This is a genomic window from Ornithinibacillus scapharcae TW25, assembly GCF_000190475.1.
GTDB lineage: Bacteria > Bacillota > Bacilli > Bacillales > Amphibacillaceae > Ornithinibacillus > Ornithinibacillus scapharcae.
The window spans coordinates 110796-128332 of sequence record NZ_AEWH01000050.1 but is presented as its reverse complement, the minus strand read 5'-3'; the positions used below and the strand labels follow the sequence as shown (position 1 = coordinate 128332).

The 17537-nt window shown below is 36.1% G+C and carries 22 protein-coding genes; 16 read left to right on the top strand and 6 right to left on the bottom strand.

Annotated features, from left to right (window positions below; translation table 11 throughout):
- Positions 1-54 precede the first annotated feature (54 nt).
- From G5W_RS23795 to G5W_RS0113215, 5 genes are all read left to right on the top strand, one after another.
- Entirely contained in the window at positions 55-210 is a 156-nt protein-coding gene (locus G5W_RS23795) for a hypothetical protein (RefSeq protein ID WP_010097367.1), read from the top strand.
- A 177-nt stretch (positions 211-387) separates the two neighbouring features.
- Complete coding sequence (locus G5W_RS0113230) at positions 388-1656, top strand: hypothetical protein (protein ID WP_010097365.1); 1269 nt, start codon at positions 388-390, stop codon at positions 1654-1656.
- Positions 1657-1689: 33 nt separating this feature from the next.
- Complete coding sequence (locus G5W_RS0113225; RefSeq protein ID WP_033445692.1) at positions 1690-2166, top strand: DUF1648 domain-containing protein; 477 nt, start codon at positions 1690-1692, stop codon at positions 2164-2166.
- 105 nt (positions 2167-2271) lie between these two features.
- Positions 2272-2466, top strand: coding sequence for a helix-turn-helix transcriptional regulator (locus G5W_RS0113220; RefSeq protein ID WP_010097361.1), 195 nt, complete (start codon positions 2272-2274; stop codon positions 2464-2466).
- A gap of 2 nt (positions 2467-2468) precedes the next feature.
- Positions 2469-2939 carry a hypothetical protein gene (locus G5W_RS0113215; RefSeq protein ID WP_010097360.1) on the top strand — a complete coding sequence of 157 codons (471 nt, stop codon included), beginning with the start codon at positions 2469-2471 and terminating at the stop codon, positions 2937-2939.
- Between the two features lie 52 nt (positions 2940-2991).
- Here the strand turns inward: G5W_RS0113215 and G5W_RS0113210 are convergent, their stop codons facing one another.
- The 3 genes from G5W_RS0113210 to G5W_RS0113200 are packed head-to-tail and all read right to left on the bottom strand — an operon-like array spanning position 2992 to position 5007.
- A complete protein-coding gene (locus G5W_RS0113210; protein WP_029191132.1) occupies positions 2992-3768 on the bottom strand; it encodes a hypothetical protein in 777 nt (258 codons plus the stop codon).
- Positions 3749-4633, bottom strand: a complete 885-nt coding sequence (locus tag G5W_RS0113205) for an ATP-binding cassette domain-containing protein (RefSeq protein ID WP_010097357.1) — start codon at positions 4631-4633, stop codon at positions 3749-3751. The genes G5W_RS0113210 and G5W_RS0113205 overlap by 20 nt, the downstream gene beginning before the upstream one ends.
- Entirely contained in the window at positions 4630-5007 is a 378-nt protein-coding gene (locus G5W_RS0113200) for a GntR family transcriptional regulator (RefSeq protein ID WP_010097355.1), read from the bottom strand. Before G5W_RS0113200 ends, G5W_RS0113205 begins: the two co-directional genes overlap by 4 nt.
- A gap of 184 nt (positions 5008-5191) precedes the next feature.
- Between G5W_RS0113200 and G5W_RS0113195 the strand changes: the two genes are divergently transcribed.
- The 5 genes from G5W_RS0113195 (at position 5192) to G5W_RS0113175 (ending at position 9362) form a co-directional block, all read left to right on the top strand.
- The gene (locus G5W_RS0113195) at positions 5192-5917 is read left to right on the top strand and encodes an MBL fold metallo-hydrolase (protein WP_010097352.1); all 726 of its coding nucleotides are present in this window, start codon (positions 5192-5194) and stop codon (positions 5915-5917) included.
- A 3-nt stretch (positions 5918-5920) separates the two neighbouring features.
- Entirely contained in the window at positions 5921-6484 is a 564-nt protein-coding gene (locus G5W_RS0113190) for a TetR/AcrR family transcriptional regulator (protein WP_010097349.1), read from the top strand.
- 103 nt (positions 6485-6587) lie between these two features.
- On the top strand, positions 6588-7121 hold the full coding sequence (locus tag G5W_RS0113185; RefSeq protein ID WP_010097348.1) for a hypothetical protein: 534 nt from the start codon (positions 6588-6590) through the stop codon (positions 7119-7121).
- A gap of 277 nt (positions 7122-7398) precedes the next feature.
- Positions 7399-8799 carry a 23S rRNA (uracil(1939)-C(5))-methyltransferase RlmD gene (gene rlmD, locus G5W_RS0113180; protein ID WP_010097347.1) on the top strand — a complete coding sequence of 467 codons (1401 nt, stop codon included), beginning with the start codon at positions 7399-7401 and terminating at the stop codon, positions 8797-8799.
- A 215-nt stretch (positions 8800-9014) separates the two neighbouring features.
- Positions 9015-9362 (top strand): hypothetical protein, encoded by a 348-nt coding sequence (locus G5W_RS0113175; protein ID WP_010097345.1) that lies wholly within the window; start codon positions 9015-9017, stop codon positions 9360-9362.
- A 254-nt stretch (positions 9363-9616) separates the two neighbouring features.
- Here the strand turns inward: G5W_RS0113175 and G5W_RS0113170 are convergent, their stop codons facing one another.
- Positions 9617-10051: a hypothetical protein gene (locus G5W_RS0113170; protein ID WP_010097344.1), complete on the bottom strand. Its 435-nt coding sequence runs from the start codon at positions 10049-10051 to the stop codon at positions 9617-9619.
- Between the two features lie 189 nt (positions 10052-10240).
- Between G5W_RS0113170 and G5W_RS0113165 the strand changes: the two genes are divergently transcribed.
- Positions 10241-10684, top strand: a complete 444-nt coding sequence (locus G5W_RS0113165) for a lipoprotein (RefSeq protein WP_010097342.1) — start codon at positions 10241-10243, stop codon at positions 10682-10684.
- A gap of 236 nt (positions 10685-10920) precedes the next feature.
- On the opposite strand, the gene G5W_RS0113160 is transcribed toward G5W_RS0113165, so the two are convergent.
- Positions 10921-11976, bottom strand: coding sequence for an NAD(P)/FAD-dependent oxidoreductase (locus tag G5W_RS0113160; protein WP_010097341.1), 1056 nt, complete (start codon positions 11974-11976; stop codon positions 10921-10923).
- 199 nt (positions 11977-12175) lie between these two features.
- On the opposite strand from G5W_RS0113160, the gene G5W_RS0113155 reads away from it, so the two are divergent.
- The 4 genes from G5W_RS0113155 (at position 12176) to G5W_RS0113140 (ending at position 16040) form a co-directional block, all read left to right on the top strand.
- The gene (locus tag G5W_RS0113155) at positions 12176-13024 is read left to right on the top strand and encodes an ABC transporter ATP-binding protein (protein WP_010097340.1); all 849 of its coding nucleotides are present in this window, start codon (positions 12176-12178) and stop codon (positions 13022-13024) included.
- A complete protein-coding gene (locus tag G5W_RS0113150) occupies positions 12972-13922 on the top strand; it encodes an iron-hydroxamate ABC transporter substrate-binding protein (protein ID WP_010097339.1) in 951 nt (316 codons plus the stop codon). The genes G5W_RS0113155 and G5W_RS0113150 overlap by 53 nt, the downstream gene beginning before the upstream one ends.
- A gap of 151 nt (positions 13923-14073) precedes the next feature.
- On the top strand, positions 14074-15030 hold the full coding sequence (locus G5W_RS0113145) for a FecCD family ABC transporter permease (RefSeq protein WP_081472469.1): 957 nt from the start codon (positions 14074-14076) through the stop codon (positions 15028-15030).
- On the top strand, positions 15027-16040 hold the full coding sequence (locus G5W_RS0113140) for a FecCD family ABC transporter permease (protein WP_010097336.1): 1014 nt from the start codon (positions 15027-15029) through the stop codon (positions 16038-16040). Before G5W_RS0113145 ends, G5W_RS0113140 begins: the two co-directional genes overlap by 4 nt.
- 63 nt (positions 16041-16103) lie before the next feature.
- Here the strand turns inward: G5W_RS0113140 and G5W_RS0113135 are convergent, their stop codons facing one another.
- Complete coding sequence (locus tag G5W_RS0113135; protein WP_010097334.1) at positions 16104-16559, bottom strand: DUF2269 family protein; 456 nt, start codon at positions 16557-16559, stop codon at positions 16104-16106.
- Between the two features lie 114 nt (positions 16560-16673).
- Here G5W_RS0113135 and G5W_RS0113130 point away from each other — a divergent pair, with 114 nt between their 5' ends.
- Entirely contained in the window at positions 16674-17426 is a 753-nt protein-coding gene (locus G5W_RS0113130; RefSeq protein ID WP_010097332.1) for a response regulator, read from the top strand.
- Positions 17427-17537 lie beyond the last annotated feature (111 nt).

Below are 17537 nucleotides of genomic sequence, written 5' to 3'. Positions count from 1 at the left end.
TTAATACTGTTCGGTCTTCAGGGGATTTTAATAAAAGAAAGGAGGTAGAGCCTGATGATTGAACGTGATTTTGATAAGATGGTCCAATATCAAAGAAGGGCTAAGCCAATTTATCTCGGAAGCGGAAGACGTACTACGAACAATGACCCTAGTACCAATAATCGCAAAATGGCTAACAGTAATCCTGGTGCCGCAGGTCGAGAGATGTAAATAATGTAATGTATATAAACCCTTACACTCAAAAGAGGTAAGGGTTATAAATAGAAAACCACTCCTCCAAGTGAAACTTTAAAGGGACTTTTTCCGTATTAATGATAGAGAGTGCCTCTAGTTTGTTGCGTAATTAACCAAGTATGAAACGAAAACTGCCTTGGGAGGAGAAATCATATGGACAAAAGAATAGAAGCATTAATCAACGATACAAGAGCGAGGTTTGGCTTAGATGGTTATTTCTTAAAGAGGCATCAACTATACCGAAGAGTAAATCTATTTCATGAAACAATCTATTCGTTATCAATGGAATGGTTCCCAAATCACGAAGTAAATCATGATGGCGACTATAATCCAGAGGGAACAGCATCAATTGAAATGGAAATAGATAGTAAAAAATATTCAAGTGTGATTTTTGTGGAAGGGAAGACCTTTGCCAATGGTGTATCCTTTCAAGATTACTCCACAGATGACATTATAAAATGGGTTGAACAGGAAACAGGCCTACAATATCATAAACAATTTTTAATACATAAGGAGGATGAGGGGAATCTTCAATTCAGTGAATGCATCGACGGAATTCCTTTATCATCCGGCTATATCACCGTTCAATTTGATGAACAAGCTAGATTGACGATGTTTACAAGTAATATCGTAGCCCCTACAGAAGAAGTTATAGAAAGGGAGGAATATACGCTAACGATTGAACAAATGGAAGACCTTGTAATGAAACAGCTAAAATTAATACATTACCCTTCGTTTGAACAAGAGAAGCTAATTCCTGTTTATGGGATAGAAGAAATTTTTATTCGTAATGATGTATCATCAACCATCCCTTTTGAGCTGAACATGGATGCCAATTCCTATTTACCAGTAGAAGAAACTATGTACTGGGAAGAGCCGATACATGGCAAATCGATGGAGAGAAGAGAGCTGAATTGGGAAGAAGTCATTAACCCGGAAGATGCTTTTCATCAAGTGCCTTCACCTGATTCCAAACCAATCACGGAGGAACAGGTAAAGAAATCTATCCATCTAATAAGGGATTTTCTAAGCGTAGAATATAAGAATGATAGTGGAATGTGGGTCGTCAAAACGCTCCACCGTGATAAGGGCTATATCCATGCTATTTTAAGAATGAATAAGGATAGTGGTACTATCTTTCAAAGAAAACTTCTAATTATTATAGACCCAGATGATTTTACCGTTGTGAATTACTTGGATAATGAAGCAATGTTAGGGATGTTTGCACATTTTGAAAAAACTGTCGGTAAAATCCTCACACGTGAATTAGCCTATAAGAAGTTAAAAGCATACTTGCAGCTGGATCCCCGCTACGTTTTTGATGCGAATCAGCGTAAGTTTGTCCTATGTGGAAAGTTAGACTGTCAATATGCAGTCCATGCCATTAGCGGAGAAATTGATTCCTTAAGTACTATCAGGTAGGTGAAATCAGTGAGTTATTCGAGACCGAAGTTAATGATTCAAAAAACAACCTCAGAGAGAGTATGGGATATGATAGGATTATCAATTTATGTTGGTTCAATCATTCTCCTCTTAGTTGTGTGGAGCAGTCTGCCTTCAGAAGTTCCGGCACATTATAATTTTCTGGGAGAAGTGGACCGGTGGGGGAAGAAATGGGAATTGCTCATCCTACCAGTAGTTGGGGGATTTTTATTACTCATGATGCAAGCACTTGAAAAACATCCTGAGGCACATAATTATCCGAAACGACTTAATGAATCTAATGCAGAAGCCTTTTACTTGAATAGTAGAAAAATGTTAAACCAATTAAAAAACAGCAGTCTAATCGTTTTGTCCGCCATTTTGATAGAATCGATTTCTATCGCAATGGACTGGATAAATGGATTTGGAAAGTGGTTTATCCCGATACTCCTCATAGGGGTATTCTTGCCAATGCTGATTGGCTTACTTAAGCAAAGGAAGATAAGGTAATGTAATGCAACAGTTTGACATCTCAAACTGTTGCATTATTTACATGAAAAATGTAATATATATATTACAAAAGTAATATATATATGACTTTAAGGGTGGACCATAATGAACCAGAAAATGAAATTTGCTCGAATGGAAATGGGAATGACACAGGAGCAACTAGCAAATCAGGTGGGTGCAACACGACAAACGATTGGCTTGATTGAAAAAGGAAAGTATAACCCAAGCCTTCAATTATGTATTGCGATAGCGAAAGCTCTAAACAAGACTTTAAATGATTTATTTTGGGAGGAGTTATGATAATGCGGTCTTTTTTAAACTTTTTGTTACCAGAAGATGAATACAAGCGAAATCGTATTGTGTATTTTATAGCTGAGGCAGCTGTAATTCAATCAGTAGTTTTATTTTCATTATTGCTTTTGTCTAGTTGGTTTGATTGGGGAACATTAGAAGGATATAGCTTTGTACTTTTTAGTACATTCTTTATTTTAATCTATACGTTTACTCGATATATGCTCTCAGGTATGGAGCATGTAAACGTGGTGACGAAGGAACAATTATCTAAAAAACAGAAAGGTATTGTGAAGCAAGGATTAGGTGTAGGATTTTTCTTTTTAGTCTTCATGCTTATTTTTGAAGGAATGCCGAATAGCTTAAGTGGTGCAATCGATATTATTTTACCAACGATATTTTTTGTTTTGATTTACATAACTTTTGATACCATTTCGCTTAAAAGGTCTTATAAAAAAAATATAGAATTGCTAGATGAATAGATAATATACACAAAATAGATCCCTCCTTAACTAGGAAGAAGGGATCTATTTTCTACATTTTAATCGATACTCTCTTTGTTAACTGTCTTATCAACCACACCGCTAGGATAATTAATAATAATACACCTAATGCGGAAATCGTCGGTGAGAATTGGTCTATCGTAATAATTCCATCCGATAAAGGTAACTCTAGTGCAACTCTTAATAAGCTGTCTTTTACTGTTATGATAACTACGCCAATTAGTATAAAGACAAATCCTGTTAGAAGATTACGGTAGAATGCTGCTCCGATTAGCCAACCAACTAGATAAAATATGAATATATTAGCAGCAAGTGCGGCAATTGCAAGTGGCCAATTACTAGTAGGATCAATATAGGGATTAATGATAAAGGACTGTACGATACCTCCAATTAATTCTGGTTCATCTTCTACAACTGTATTAAAATCAACATCCTTAATGTTGAGTTTTAAAAAGTTATCTAGAATGAATTTCCATACTATAGAAATAATTAATGTGATTGCTGGTAGCACAATGGATAAACCAATGGAAGATAGAAATGCTCCTCTAAAATAATCTATTCGAGTTACACCATGTTCAACATAGTACGGTAAAAAGTATGTTGATATAATACCAACAACAAACATAAAGATACCAGCTGCAACAAATACAGCATTAAAATACGAGTCCACTTCAGAATTTTTCAGAATGGCAATCATAGCTCGAACTAGTTGAATAACAAACATAACCCCCAAAAATCCGAATGTCCAATTCAATTTTACGAAAAACATATCCGTAGCTACTTTTAGACTATTGTTGTGTCTCATCATCTGTGTCCTCCTTTGTTAAATGGACAAATAGTTCTTGTAGTGATAGTGGAGCTATTTCAAGTCCTATTTCACTCGCATTTCGACGCTCTTCATCACGAAGCTCCCCATAAATAGTAGCTGCCTTCGTATTACCCAATTGCTCTTCATGGATAAGCTGTTTGGTATGAATAAATTGGTCAACATCTTCCTTGATTCCGATGATTTTTGCTCCTTTAGAAATTAGGGAATCATAATCATCCTGTAATAGAATCTGACCTTGATTTAAGATTATAACTTCATCAAACAAATAATCCATCTCGGAAACTAAATGTGTGGAGAGAATCATGATTCTTGGATGTCTCTCCTGATCGTCTAATAATTCTTTATAAAAAGTTTCTCTGGAGGGTGCATCCATACCTAAATAAACTTCATCAAATATCGTGATCGGTGATCTGCTTGCTAACCCAATGCAAACATTAAGAGCAGATTGCATTCCCTTCGAAAACTGTTTAATTGGTTTCTTTAAATCTAGTTTAAAGCGCTTAACCAAGTATTCAGCGTAATCTCTATCAAAGTTTGGACGGTATCGCTGTGCACCATACAATAGGCTCTTTACCTTTTGACTTTCTTCCTTGTAGTCTTTGTTATACATAAAGGTAATGTGTTGCGTGATTTTAGCATTTTCAAATGGTGCTTCCCCATCAATTGTTATACTTCCAGAGGTTTGCTCACGGAATGAGGCAATAATGGACAATAGTGAAGTTTTGCCAGCACCATTTCTACCTAATAATCCATACACTTTATTACTACTTAGATCAAACGATACATTCTGTAGTGCAGTGTGATTACCATAGGTTAAATTCAAATCCTTTATACTAAGCTTCATCTCATATCACTTCCTTTTATTTTCTGTATATATTCAATAATTTCTCTTTCACTGATCCCAAGCTTCTCAGCTTCTTGGACAAGACTAACAACGTAATCCTCAACAAACGAATCCTTGCGTTTCGATACAAGTTTCTCTCTTGCTCCATCTGCTACAAACATACCGATCCCTCTCTTTTTATAGAGAATTCCTTCATCAACTAACTGATTAATTCCCTTTGATACGGTGACATGGTTTATCTTATAAAAATTTACTAGTTGATTAGTGGAGGGAGCTTGATCGCCCTCCTTCAGTTGATTGTTGAGAATTTGATCCTCTATTTTTTCACGAATTTGAATATAAATAGGTTTATCTTGCTCAAAAGGTTTACTCATTCTATCGCCCACTGTTCTTTTGGTTATATTCTTATATGGTTATATAGTAATGTATATAACCATATTAGTAAAAAGAATTTCATCTGTCAACAGAAATAATGAAAATAAATTTACCTTGCAAAAACTAATACCATTAGTTAAAATAAAACTAACGGTATTAGTTTTAAGAGTGGGAGGAATAACTATGAGAATAGTTCATAAACAAAATTTGTATCAATTAACAATATTACCTCGATTGTTTCCGGTTAATTGCTATATTTATGAGGAAAAAGACCAATTAACATTAATTGATGCTGGTATGCCTAGTAGTTATAAAGGGATTGTACAAATGATTAAGGATATCAATAAGCCATTAACGAATATAGTCTTGACACACGGGCATGGGGATCATATTGGCGCTTTAGAAAATTTGAAACAAACTTTTCCTAATGTAATCGTTTCAATTTCAGAAAGAGATAGTAGATTGCTTAAAGGTGACAGATCTTTGGATGCACATGAAACCCAAACACCTATTAAAGGTGGAGTTCCAAAAGGTTTAAAAATTGAAGTCGATCGATTATTAATAGAAGGAGACCGAGTAGGTTCTTTAGAAGTGTACACGACCCCCGGGCATACACCAGGGTCAATCTCTTTATATGATACCCACCATGACGCCATTATTGTCGGTGATGCTTTGCAAACCAGGGGAAGAATAGCAGTTAGTGGACAACTGGTCCGAAGCTTTCCGTTTCCAGCACTAGCAACATGGAATAAGGAAATTTCACTTGAAAGTGCTAGAAGAATAATAAGCTTAAAGCCTTCTTTATTAGCTGTGGGACACGGAAATATGATTGAAAAACCTATTGATCCTATTGAAAAGGCAATTAAAGAGGCTGAGGAAAATCTAAACAATGTTATGAAGGGAGCGTAATACATGCCTAGAGTAGGACTAAAATTAAATCAAATAATTCAAACTGCAGCGGATATTGCAGATCGGCAAGGGGCTGAAGCTGTAACAATGGCAGCAATTGCTCGAGAACTGTCGGTCCGTCCTCCATCGCTGTTTAATCATGTAAAAGGGTTTGCTCAAGTGAAAAGAGAACTTACTCTTTATGGAGTTAAAAAATTACATGAAAGCATGCAAGTTGCTTCTAATGGAATGATTGGAGATGAAGCCATCTTTGCTCTTGCTAATTCTTATCTTCAATTTACAAGAGAGCACCCTGGCCTATATGAGTTCACAATTGCATTACCTCAGCCAAGGGACGAGGAAATTGATCAAGAAGGTAACAAAGTAATAAATCTTCTTATTGAGGCATTAAGATCGTATCAATTATCAGAAGAAAATGCGCTTCACGCTGTAAGAGGATTTAGAAGTATTCTCCATGGTTTCTCCTCCTTAGAACAAAAAGGTGGATTTGGAATGCCTTTAAAGAAGGATGATAGTCTGAATCTAGTAATAAAATCATTTTTAATAGGTCTGAAGCAGATGAATTAAATAGAATATCAAATGAATGGAATCTAAAGTGAAGTTTATGGTGTAACGTATTTATAGGCTCCCGTGTATATTGTTAAAGATGGAAAAATCGGGAGGTAATGTGATGAATAGTGATTACCAACATTATATTGAACAGATATTAAATACTTGGGATAAGCAACAACGTGAGGGAGCCCTTAAGATAATAAAAAAGTATGGCTATCCTCAAGAGGCCATTGCCAGCAGATTAATTTGGTATAACAATGGACCATGGAAACGAACGGTTGTAATGAGGGATGCTGTACCACATAACTTACCTGTTAATCATATGGATTTTCTAGCACAAACGGTTGACTATCGAACACCAATCGGAAAATTTGAAGAAATTGCTCGTTTTGATGGTAGTTGTTACCCTGACCGGACAAGAGGCGAAGTAACTGTTATTTGTGATAAAGAAGAAGCGAACTTTTTATCTATAAATTTATTCCACGAAATTGTGACTGGAAAACGTACAGCAGACGAAGCTAAGTACTTTATGGCAGAAACGGAAGCAAGTTATCTTTTTCATAATATCTCCACACCTTATTTAGAAAAAATATTGTTTCCTCACCAACGCTATACAAATGATCCAGGTATCCAATACTTTGATAAGAATTAAATTACTTTATTGGAAGCTAGAAAAGTATAAAAATTTTCTAAGAATATTAGCCTAATTCCTCAGTCTTGTAAGGAGGGTATTAGGCTATTTTGTAATTAGCTGAAATTGTATGTGACTTATATCTTGAAGAATTTCATGATTTATAGATTATCTATATAAGGTAATTCCAAATTATACTTTGTTCCGCTATAATAGGAAAGTATGCATGGATGTAAAACTGTTAAGATTGATACTATAGAGTGATATAGATAGCAACTTATGGGAGGAGGAGACAATCTTGACGACAGTAAAAAGTGAAACATACGTTACAACGATTAATGATTTAGATAAAAAAGGTTCTGGTCGTGCGGTTGTATGGCGTGATATTGGGGAGGTAAATCCCCGTAAATTAAAGCTTACGATTCCTCAAACATTGCCTGGTGAAAAAGTACGTGTAACCGTTGGACAACCAGAAAAAAGAAGAACGAGAGTGATGCCAGAGGAAATAGTGGAAGCACATCCAGAACGTGTAGATGCACTTTGTCCACATTTTGAACGTTGTGGTGGTTGTGTATGGCAGCATTGGAGTTATCAAGGTCAGTTAAATGAAAAAACGAACCATGTAAAGAAAGTTTTAGAGGAGCAAGAATTTGATAGCAATCTTGTTCATGACACGATTGGCATGGACAACCCATGGCGTTACCGTAATAAGATGGAATTTACCTTTTCAAAAGACGGAGAGCTTGGTCTTCACGAACTAGGAAACTTTAGAAAAATTATTTCATTGGAAACTTGTTTAATAGCTGGTAAGGAAATGGTTGAAGCGACAATGGAAGTTGCAGATTGGGCTAAGAAGCATAATCTTTCTGGTTATGATAAGGATACCCATGAAGGTCTACTGCGCCATTTAATGGTTCGTCAATCATTTGAGACAGGTGAAATTATGCTTGGTCTTTTTGCGACAGAGGCTCCTAATGGTGAGCTAGCATCTGCAGCAAAGGATTTAACTGAGCGGATTACGAATAAGTTTCCTCAAGTGAAGAGCTTACTTTGGTTAAAAAATGAAGATTGGGCAGACCGTACTCAAGCAGAGGAAACACATTTACTTGCAGGTCGTGATTTCATTTATGATGAAATGCTTGGCTATCGCTATCGTATTTGGTTTGATACGTTCTTCCAAACGAACCCAACACAAGCCCAGAAGCTAGTGGAATTAGCACTGGAAATGGGTAAACCAAAAGAAACGGAAAAAATGATAGATTTATTCTGTGGTGTCGGTACTTTCTCGCTACCTTTTGCAAGTAAAGTTGGGAAGCTAGCCGGAATTGAAATCGTCGAAACATCCATTGAATCTGCGAAGCGTAATGCGAAGGATAATGGTTTATCTAACACTTACTTCCTAGCAAAAGATGCGCGTCGTGGAATTGATGAAGTACTTGAGAGCTTTGGTATACCGGAACTATTACTTCTAGATCCACCACGTTCTGGTGCAGGTGGTAAAGTTATGCGCCGTATTGGTCGTGCACAACCAGAGCGTATTGTCTATGTATCTTGTAACCCAGATACCTTTGCAGTTGATATAAAGGAACTGGAGCCATTTGGCTATGAGCTTGTGGAAGTTCAGCCAGTTGATTTATTCCCGCATACGATGCATGTGGAGTGTGTGGCAATGCTGGTAAGAAAAAATATTGAGATTTAAAGTGTGTAAGCCTTCCATATCGGAAGGCTTTTCTAATTAATATAGGTAATACCAAAAGGACTTTTCTAGTATGGTACAACTTTTTATAAAGTAGAGGTGGTTGTTTTTAAGGGAATGGTACAGGTGATATTATGAAATAAAGGTTATAGAAATAGGTCTAATTGTCTGGTAAACTAGTCCTATATTAAATATAACTGGACTATTTGGAGGTCATTATGAGTACAGCATTAGAACAGTCACATCAAACACGTAATATGAAAAACCAGAAAGGTAAAGTCCTATGCAAAAAGTGTAAGTCAAATCAAATTGTGGCGAATAAGAGAGGATATAGTTTCCGCAAAATGTTCAATTCATTACTTATTACTATTATAATATGTTTTGCTTTAGCTATCTTCTTCCCCTCCCTTGATAATGTAGAGGGACCTGGAAATCTAAACATTATTGGATTCATCCTGTTCTATATCGGTTTTCCTGTTGCTATCATTCGTGGTTTTATTGGAAGAAGCGATATTGTAAATGGGTGTATGAATTGCGGAAATAAGTGGATAGCAGGAGGGAAATAATTATATAGATTATTCATTTAGTTCATTTGAGAAGAGGTCGTTTAGTTGGTTGCTAAACGGCTTTTACTTTTTCATGAACTATTTTTTTATATATTTTCCAAAAAACTGTAACATATCTATCAGTTAAACGTGTTAGTAATGTGAAAGAAACGAGGGGGGCAAATGCGGGAATCAACTAAAAATAGAAGGTCTATAATTCTCAAGAGTTAGGCTATTGAAAAGGCAGAATCCCTATAATGTGGGAATCTGCTCGATTATTTTTGAATTACTTTAGATGTATTATTATGGAGAATTAAGATAATCAAATAAATAGCTGCAACTAGCAATGAATATAAACCATAATTGACATGTAATATGCTATTTCCACCAAAGAATGGTGTGATGAATACTATATAAATAGGATATTGTAAGAATGCTATAACTTCATAAAATAGATTCTCGAAAAAAGAACTTTCAAGTTTGTTTATAAGAAAAACTAATATTCCCTCAATTGTGCCAGTAATTAAAAATAACTTTATTCCTTTGTTTTTCACTAAAACTGAGAGAGTTATTAAGGTTACTAAAAAAAGTACAGTAATGAACATGTTAGTAAAATTCATAGTAACGTCTGGAAACTTGATAGATGGCATGAAATAAAATGTCAGTGCCAATAGATAAAATAATATAAACATAATTGTGATTTTCTTCATTTGCTTCCCCCATTCTTTATATAGTATGTAAGCCATCAAACATTTAACCTGTAACTTTACCAACAAAATAAATTATATCATTACACAGTAATCTATTTATAGAATTTACAGAAAATAATTATATTAATTTTAGATTAGTAATAAAATAGATTTATTAACGAAATAAAAATAGGTTAGGGAGGAGTAATCTTGAAAAAATATATGTTGCTACTACTTCTGAGTTTAGTCCTAATTCTAACTGGATGTAGTATAACGAACAACTCTATAGAAGAACAAATACCAACCTCAGGAAGTATAGTAGTGGGCAAAACGGAATACGAGATGATGCCAGGAAAATACACTTATCGTGGAGAAACGATGAAAATTAGTACCCTAGAAGATAAATCAGTTTATGAAATTGCTGAGGGATTTGATACACTTAACGTTGAAAAGAACGAATCAATAGAAATTATTTTAGAGGATAACCCCTCCCTTACAGTTAATGAATGGAATGATGTAGGAGAAGTTAAAGAAATAACGATTAAGGATAATAAAATTACTGTCCAATCAGAAGCAGGGATATATATCTATGAAGTGGTAGCGAAATGGCCAAATGGAGAAGCTTCTTTTATTTTTGAAGTAGAAACCAAATAGAAAAACAATGATATAAAAGTTACAATAGAGCCCTATCGATTAATAACCGAATAGGGCTTCAAAAGCCATAGCCTATTAATTGCCAGAAAGTATCAAAGGGTGGTAATTACAGAATTCTGGTACAAGTGAGAGAATATACAAATTAGCACAAAGATTTCAAGAAGATATTGAGAAAATTAAAATATAATTCATGAAAACGCCGAGATATTCTCGGCGTTTTAAATTATGATATAACGCTATACAAGCTCCCTAATTAATGTCTTATTCCGTTCATCGAATATTTCATTATGAGAGGAAACCATCGCTGTTTCCCCTGCATCAGGCTCAATATAGCTTTTAGCTTTATTTACAGCGTTAGCAGCATCTTGAAAAGCACCCGCAATAAGATGCAATTTCCCTTCATGCTTTAGAATGTCCCCAGCAGCATAGAGCCCTGGTATGGAGGTTTCACTCATGGCGGTTCCCTGGATAAAGAAGTCATCGATTAACGTTATATTTAGTTGGCTACTATTTTTTACTAAAGAAATATCCTGGTCAAATCCATGACTAATTACAACATCACTAACATCTAGTTTGAAGTATTCATCTGTTTTTTCGTCCTTTAATTCTACAGACACAATTTTATCTTGGTTGCTTCCAGCTATAAGTCTAGTAATCGAAGAATGGAAATAACAAGTGGCCGAGCTCCATAACAGCTGGGAGATTTGGGACTCATGTCCAGTTAAGTCTTCCTGTCCCTTTCGATAAACGAGATACACTTTTTTAGCGATTGGCTCTAGTTCATTCGCCCAATCGATTGCCGTGTTGCCTCCACCTGAGATAATTACCGTTTTGTCCTTAAATTGCTTCAATGATTTAACAGTATAATGCAAATTAGAAATTTCAAATCGTTCCGCGCCTTCAATGTTAATCTTTTGGGGTTTTAAAATGCCACTACCAGTTGCGATGACTACGGTCTTAGAAAGGTGAACCTGCCCTAAGGAATTTCTTAATACGAAATAGTTATCAACTGTTTTAGCAATGGATTCTATTTTTTCGTTTAAGACGACCTCTGGATGGAAGGTCAGACCTTGTTGTACGATTTGTTTGATTAACTGAGCACCTGAAACAGGTGTTAAACCACCAACATCCCATATCATTTTTTCAGGATAGATATGTATTTTTCCACCTAACTGTGGTTGGAAATCGATTATTTTCGTCTTCATATTTCTTAATCCGCTATAAAAGGCCGCGAATAAACCTGCTGGCCCTCCACCAATGATTGTAATATCATACAATTCCTTTGATGACATGCTACACCACTCCCGCCATGTAATTTTAAATTTTACAAATATACAGTTGACAATGAGAATCATTTTCATTTATATTATTCATTGTAAACGATATTGAGAATCATTATCAATACATTTTTAATATTTGATAACAAATTTTTGGCAGGATGTATTCGTCTTGATTTTAGATTACATATTCTTTTGAGGATGGAGGGGAGTTATGAATAGAATACGGACTGAAAATATAACAGTTGGTTACGGTGATAGTACGATTATTAAAGATTTATCGGTTGAGATACCTGATAAAAAAATCACAACCATTATTGGTTCAAATGGGTGTGGTAAATCAACATTATTGAAAGCCTTAACACGTATTATTTCCCATCAGTCTGGAGAGATAATCCTAGATGGTAAAAGTATCTCAATGGAAAATACAAGAGTACTAGCTAAGAAACTAGCAATTTTACCACAGACCAATACGATTCCTACTGGATTAACAGTTGGAGAATTGGTATCATACGGGCGTTTTCCTTATCAAAAGGGATTTGGACGATTAACAAAAAAGGATTTAGAAGTGATCGATTGGGCACTGGAGAAAACAGGAACGATTGATTTTAAATATCAAGTGATAGACTCCTTATCAGGTGGACAGCGTCAGAGAGTGTGGATTGCCATGGCATTAGCTCAAGAGACAGAAATTATCTTCCTAGATGAACCAACTACATATTTAGATATAGCACATCAATTAGAGGTGCTAGAGTTATTACAACAGCTGAATCAGAATGAAGGAAGGACCATTGTGATGGTACTCCATGATATCAATCAGGCTGCACGATTTGCAGACCATATTATTGCCTTAAAAGATGGAGAAATTGTTAAAACAGGGACGGTTGAAGAAGTGATTAATAGTAATGTCCTAAGAAAAGTATTTCATATTGATGCTGTTATCAGCAAGGATCCAAGAACAAATAAACCAATTTGTATGACCTATAATCTATTAAAAGGAGAGGCAAGTAATGAAGAAACTGCTAGTTTACATGATACCAATCTTGTTCGTATTCATTCTTAGTGCATGTGGAAAGGAATCCTCGAATACGGATCATGATCATAAAAGTGAACCAAATGAAACTAATACAGCAGAAGAGAGTTCTTCTGATACGATAATCTATGAATCTGAAAATGGCCCGGTTGAAGTTCCAGCTAATCCAGAACGTGTTATTGTTTTAGGCTCATATGCGGGTAATGTGATGGCATTAGGAGTTAATTTAGTTGGTGTTGATGCTTGGGCTAAAATGAATCCCGAATTTGAAGAGGAGCTTAAGGGTGTAGAACAGGTAACAGACGAAGACCTAGAGAAGATTATTGAATTAGAGCCTGATTTAATTATTGGACTATCGAATACGAAAAATATTGATAAATTGAAAGAAATAGCTCCTACTGTTACCTATACTTATAACAATGTTGATTATCTAACACAGCATATTGAAATTGGAAAACTATTAAATAAAGAGGATGAAGCAGTTAAATGGGTTGAAGATTTCCGTGAACGAGCACGTGCTGCTGGCGATGAAATCCGCGCGAAAATTGGTGAAGATGCAACCGTTACGGTGATTGAAGGATATGATAAACAAATTTATATTTATGGGGATAGCTGGGGCCGTGGAACGGAAATATTATACCAGGAAATGGGACTAAAAATGCCAGAAAAAGTAAAAGAAACTGCGTTAGAGCCTGGCTATAATGCGATATCTCCTGAGGTTCTTCCAGAATACATCGGTGATTATGTTGTAGTAAGTAAATTTGCAGATCAAGAAAATGCATTTTTAGAAACGGAAACGTATCAAAACATACCAGCTGTCAAAAACGGAAATGTCATTGAAGCGGATGCAAATGCAATCTTCTTTAATGATGCACTGACACTTGAGTATCAATTAGAAATATTTGAGGATGCTTTCTTAGAAAAGTAAGTAATGTATGGAGAGGGATTCAGGCACGGGTCTCTCTCTTTTTATAGATGAGAAAGAATAACATTAAGTATCGCTATTTTTTAGATTTTGTTAAGGAAAGTATGGGATAAATGTGAACAAGCAATTTTTAATAATAAAATATTTCTCCGTCATGGTTATTTTCATAGGTTCTTTCCTAGCCGCTATAGTTTTAGGGGCGGCAGATACTAGTTTGCAAAGTGTATGGCTTGCATTTACGACAGATGATACATCGGATACCATAACGATTTTGCGAGAATTACGTATTCCTCGAGTCGTTGCGGCGATGGTTGTAGGGGCAGCTTTATCCGTAGCGGGTGCAATTATGCAAGGAATCACTAGAAACCCACTAGCAGACCCAGGTTTATTAGGATTAACTGCTGGAGCGAATTTGGCTTTAGCTGTAGCGTTAGCATTCATACCTTCGACAAATTATTTTACTACGATGCTAATTTGTTTTGTGGGAGCTGCTGTAGGAGCATTGTTAGTGTTTGGAATCGGAACGGCGAAAAAAGGCGGGTTATCTCCATTTCGTATTGTGTTGGCTGGTGCTGCTGTTACTGCCTTTCTAACAGCAATTGCAGATGCAATTGGTATCTATTTTAAAGTATCCAAAGATGTCTCGATGTGGACTTCGGGTGGTTTAATCGGTACGACATGGGAGCAGCTTTCTATTATTTTTCCCTTTATAGTGGTTGGCATTTTAGTTGCGATCCTCTATTCGCGCCAATTAACGGTATTAAGTTTAAATGAAGAAGTAGCTGTAGGGCTTGGTCAAAAGATTGGACGAGTAAAAGTAGTACTTTTTATCGTGATTATTTTTCTGACAGGAGCTGCTGTTGCATTAGTTGGGAATATGGTTTTTATCGGGTTAATGATACCGCATATCGTACGTGCCATTGTTGGGACAGACTATCGAGTGATTCTACCGTTTACAGCAATTACAGGTGCGGCCTTTATGATGTTAGCGGATTTAACCGGGAGAATCATTAACGCACCATATGAAACTCCTGTAGCAGCTATCATGGCTATACTTGGCCTGCCGTTTTTCTTATTGATTATTCATAGAGGAGGAAAGGCTTTCTCATGATACGCTCAAAACTCTTAAAAAAGCAACGTCTTATATTAGTAGCATTGGTCATTCTTATTATTGTGACTGGAGTAGTCTCCATGGGAATAGGCTATTCCTCTGTTTCGTTTGATCGAATAATTCCTACTATACTTGGATATGGAGAATTTAAGGAGAGCTTTGTCATTTTTGAAGTCCGATTACCTCGTATTTTTATAACGGTGTTAGCTGGAATGGCCTTGGCGGTTTCAGGTGCTATTTTACAAGGCATCACTAGAAATGATTTAGCAGACCCAGGTATTATTGGTATCAATGCAGGAGCTGGAGTTGCGATAGCTTTATTCTTTTTGTACTTTCCGATTGAGGTCGGGAACTTTGTCTATCTTCTACCCATTATTGCTTTTATTGGTGCTTTTTTAACGGCTATTTTAATTTATTTGTTATCTTATAAAAGGCATAGTGGATTTCAACCCATCAGATTAGTCTTGGTTGGAGTTGGATTTGCAACAGCTCTTTCTGGAGTTATGATTGTGATCATCTCATCTGCGGATCGGGTGAAAGTGGACTTTATTTCGAAATGGTTAGCCGGCAACATATGGGGAACTGATTGGCCATTTATACTGGCTTTACTTCCATGGGTGATTATTCTAGTGCCGTATACTCTCTACAAGGCAAACCGTCTAAACCTACTTGCTCTAGATGAACCGGTAGCAATAGGTGTTGGTGTATCATTAAAAAGAGAGCGTTTCGTCCTCCTCTTGATAGCGGTGGCTTTAGCAGCTGCAGCGGTATCTGTTACTGGTGGGATAGCTTTTATTGGTTTAATGGCTCCACATATAGCGAAGTCCCTAATTGGACCAAGAAATCAATTGTATATTCCTGTGGCAATACTAATAGGTGGCTTTCTATTATTACTTGCAGATTTAATCGGAAGAAATGTTTTACCAGATGAGGCTATTCCCGCCGGGGTTATGACAGCTTTGATCGGAGCACCTTATTTTATTTACTTGCTGATAAAGCGGGTGGGATAAAAGTAGAGGGAAGAGATTGGGAAATACTTATGTCCCAGTCCTTCCCTCTCTTAGAATTACAATTTATAGCATTGGTTTTAAAATCATTAAAATAAATATCATTGTCCCCATCCCAGTAGCTAAGTAGTATAAACGGTTAGCTTTTAATAAGGTAGCTGAAGGTTTTGTCGGAAGTCGCTCATGATCTGGAGCAGTGTTTTCTTGAAGGAACAGCAACAGTTCTTTTAATACAGGTGCTACAATTCCAACTACTATGACTTGAATTCCCACATATAAGATAATAGATGTAATAATCCATAATTCCGTAAATGATAGGTTTGACATTAGAACAAGTGCTATTCCAGACAGAACAGCGATGGATCCTCCTATTTTCGGGAAATATTCCAGTTTCTTCGAGAGCTTTAAAGATTGCTTGAGTTCCCCAATTGTTTGCCCCTTTCTTAAAAAGATATGTCCAAAATAAGTAGGTCCAACGCCAATTACAGCAGACAATACATGAATTAGTACAAGATACTTCACTTAAATTCCCCCTCTTTATTTTCTTATCTTCATCATAGTTGTGTCTCAGTCATTTACTGAAGTTACAGGTGTCATTATCCCTGTAACAAGTAGCCCCTGGATGAGTTTCCCATATTGATTTCAGAAAAGTGTGATAGAATAATAATTAGAGAAAGTCGCTCGATTGAATGTGAGGTGGGGAAGATAAGTAGCCTACGGATATTAATTGCCGATGATCAGACACTGTTTCGAGAAGGCATACAAACCATTATTAATTTAGAAGAAGATATGGTGGTTGTCGGGGTAGCAAATAACGGACAAGAGGCATTTGAATTGGCCATTCAACTAAAACCCGATGTTGTTTTAATGGATGTTGAGATGCCAGTCATGAATGGGATTGAAAGTACACGACAAATAACAGAACAACTCTCAAACATTAAAATTCTAATTCTCTCCACGTTTGCAGAGGACCATTACATTGTGGAGGGACTTGCACACGGAGCATGTGGTTATTTGCTGAAAGATCTCCAGGCGGATACGATTCTATCGAGTATACGAAGTGCTGTGGAAGGCCAGTTTATTCTTCCTGCCTCGATTGCAACAAAGCTTGCTAATCGTCTTCATCAATCATCTGCAATCGTAGATACTCCATATGGCCGTAAGCAGATGTCTGAGCAAATTATCGAGGGTCTCACAGAGCGTGAAAAAGATATCGCTGGATTAATGGTCAAGGGTTATACGAATAAAGAAATAGCCAATCGTCTTTTTATGAGTGAGGGGACCGTAAGGAATTATATTAGTACTTTATATTCAAAACTAGGAACAAGTGAACGAAGCAAAGCGATGCTGTTATTGAAGGATCTAATGAATAAGAATAAATCGAAGTAGGAAAGACGCCAGCTAAACTCGGTTTTAGCTGGTTTCTTTTTATGTGGTAGATCAAAAGTATTGGATTAATTGGCTATGCAATTTCATACAAAAAGTGACAAATCTTGTGAC

Excerpts from the sequence above, each read along its gene's own strand:
- G5W_RS23795 (WP_010097367.1), top strand. The coding sequence starts at position 55 with ATGATTGAACGTGATTTTGATAAGATGGTCCAATATCAAAGAAGGGCT.
- G5W_RS0113230 (WP_010097365.1), top strand. The coding sequence starts at position 388 with ATGGACAAAAGAATAGAAGCATTAATCAACGATACAAGAGCGAGGTTT.
- G5W_RS0113225 (WP_033445692.1), top strand. The coding sequence starts at position 1,690 with ATGATTCAAAAAACAACCTCAGAGAGAGTATGGGATATGATAGGATTA.
- G5W_RS0113220 (WP_010097361.1), top strand. The coding sequence starts at position 2,272 with ATGAACCAGAAAATGAAATTTGCTCGAATGGAAATGGGAATGACACAG.
- G5W_RS0113215 (WP_010097360.1), top strand. The coding sequence starts at position 2,469 with ATGCGGTCTTTTTTAAACTTTTTGTTACCAGAAGATGAATACAAGCGA.
- G5W_RS0113210 (WP_029191132.1), bottom strand. The coding sequence starts at position 3,768 with ATGATGAGACACAACAATAGTCTAAAAGTAGCTACGGATATGTTTTTC.
- G5W_RS0113205 (WP_010097357.1), bottom strand. The coding sequence starts at position 4,633 with ATGAAGCTTAGTATAAAGGATTTGAATTTAACCTATGGTAATCACACT.
- G5W_RS0113200 (WP_010097355.1), bottom strand. The coding sequence starts at position 5,007 with ATGAGTAAACCTTTTGAGCAAGATAAACCTATTTATATTCAAATTCGT.
- G5W_RS0113195 (WP_010097352.1), top strand. The coding sequence starts at position 5,192 with ATGAGAATAGTTCATAAACAAAATTTGTATCAATTAACAATATTACCT.
- G5W_RS0113190 (WP_010097349.1), top strand. The coding sequence starts at position 5,921 with ATGCCTAGAGTAGGACTAAAATTAAATCAAATAATTCAAACTGCAGCG.
- G5W_RS0113185 (WP_010097348.1), top strand. The coding sequence starts at position 6,588 with ATGAATAGTGATTACCAACATTATATTGAACAGATATTAAATACTTGG.
- G5W_RS0113175 (WP_010097345.1), top strand. The coding sequence starts at position 9,015 with ATGAGTACAGCATTAGAACAGTCACATCAAACACGTAATATGAAAAAC.
- G5W_RS0113170 (WP_010097344.1), bottom strand. The coding sequence starts at position 10,051 with ATGAAGAAAATCACAATTATGTTTATATTATTTTATCTATTGGCACTG.
- G5W_RS0113160 (WP_010097341.1), bottom strand. The coding sequence starts at position 11,976 with ATGTCATCAAAGGAATTGTATGATATTACAATCATTGGTGGAGGGCCA.
- G5W_RS0113155 (WP_010097340.1), top strand. The coding sequence starts at position 12,176 with ATGAATAGAATACGGACTGAAAATATAACAGTTGGTTACGGTGATAGT.
- G5W_RS0113150 (WP_010097339.1), top strand. The coding sequence starts at position 12,972 with ATGAAGAAACTGCTAGTTTACATGATACCAATCTTGTTCGTATTCATT.
- G5W_RS0113145 (WP_081472469.1), top strand. The coding sequence starts at position 14,074 with ATGGTTATTTTCATAGGTTCTTTCCTAGCCGCTATAGTTTTAGGGGCG.
- G5W_RS0113140 (WP_010097336.1), top strand. The coding sequence starts at position 15,027 with ATGATACGCTCAAAACTCTTAAAAAAGCAACGTCTTATATTAGTAGCA.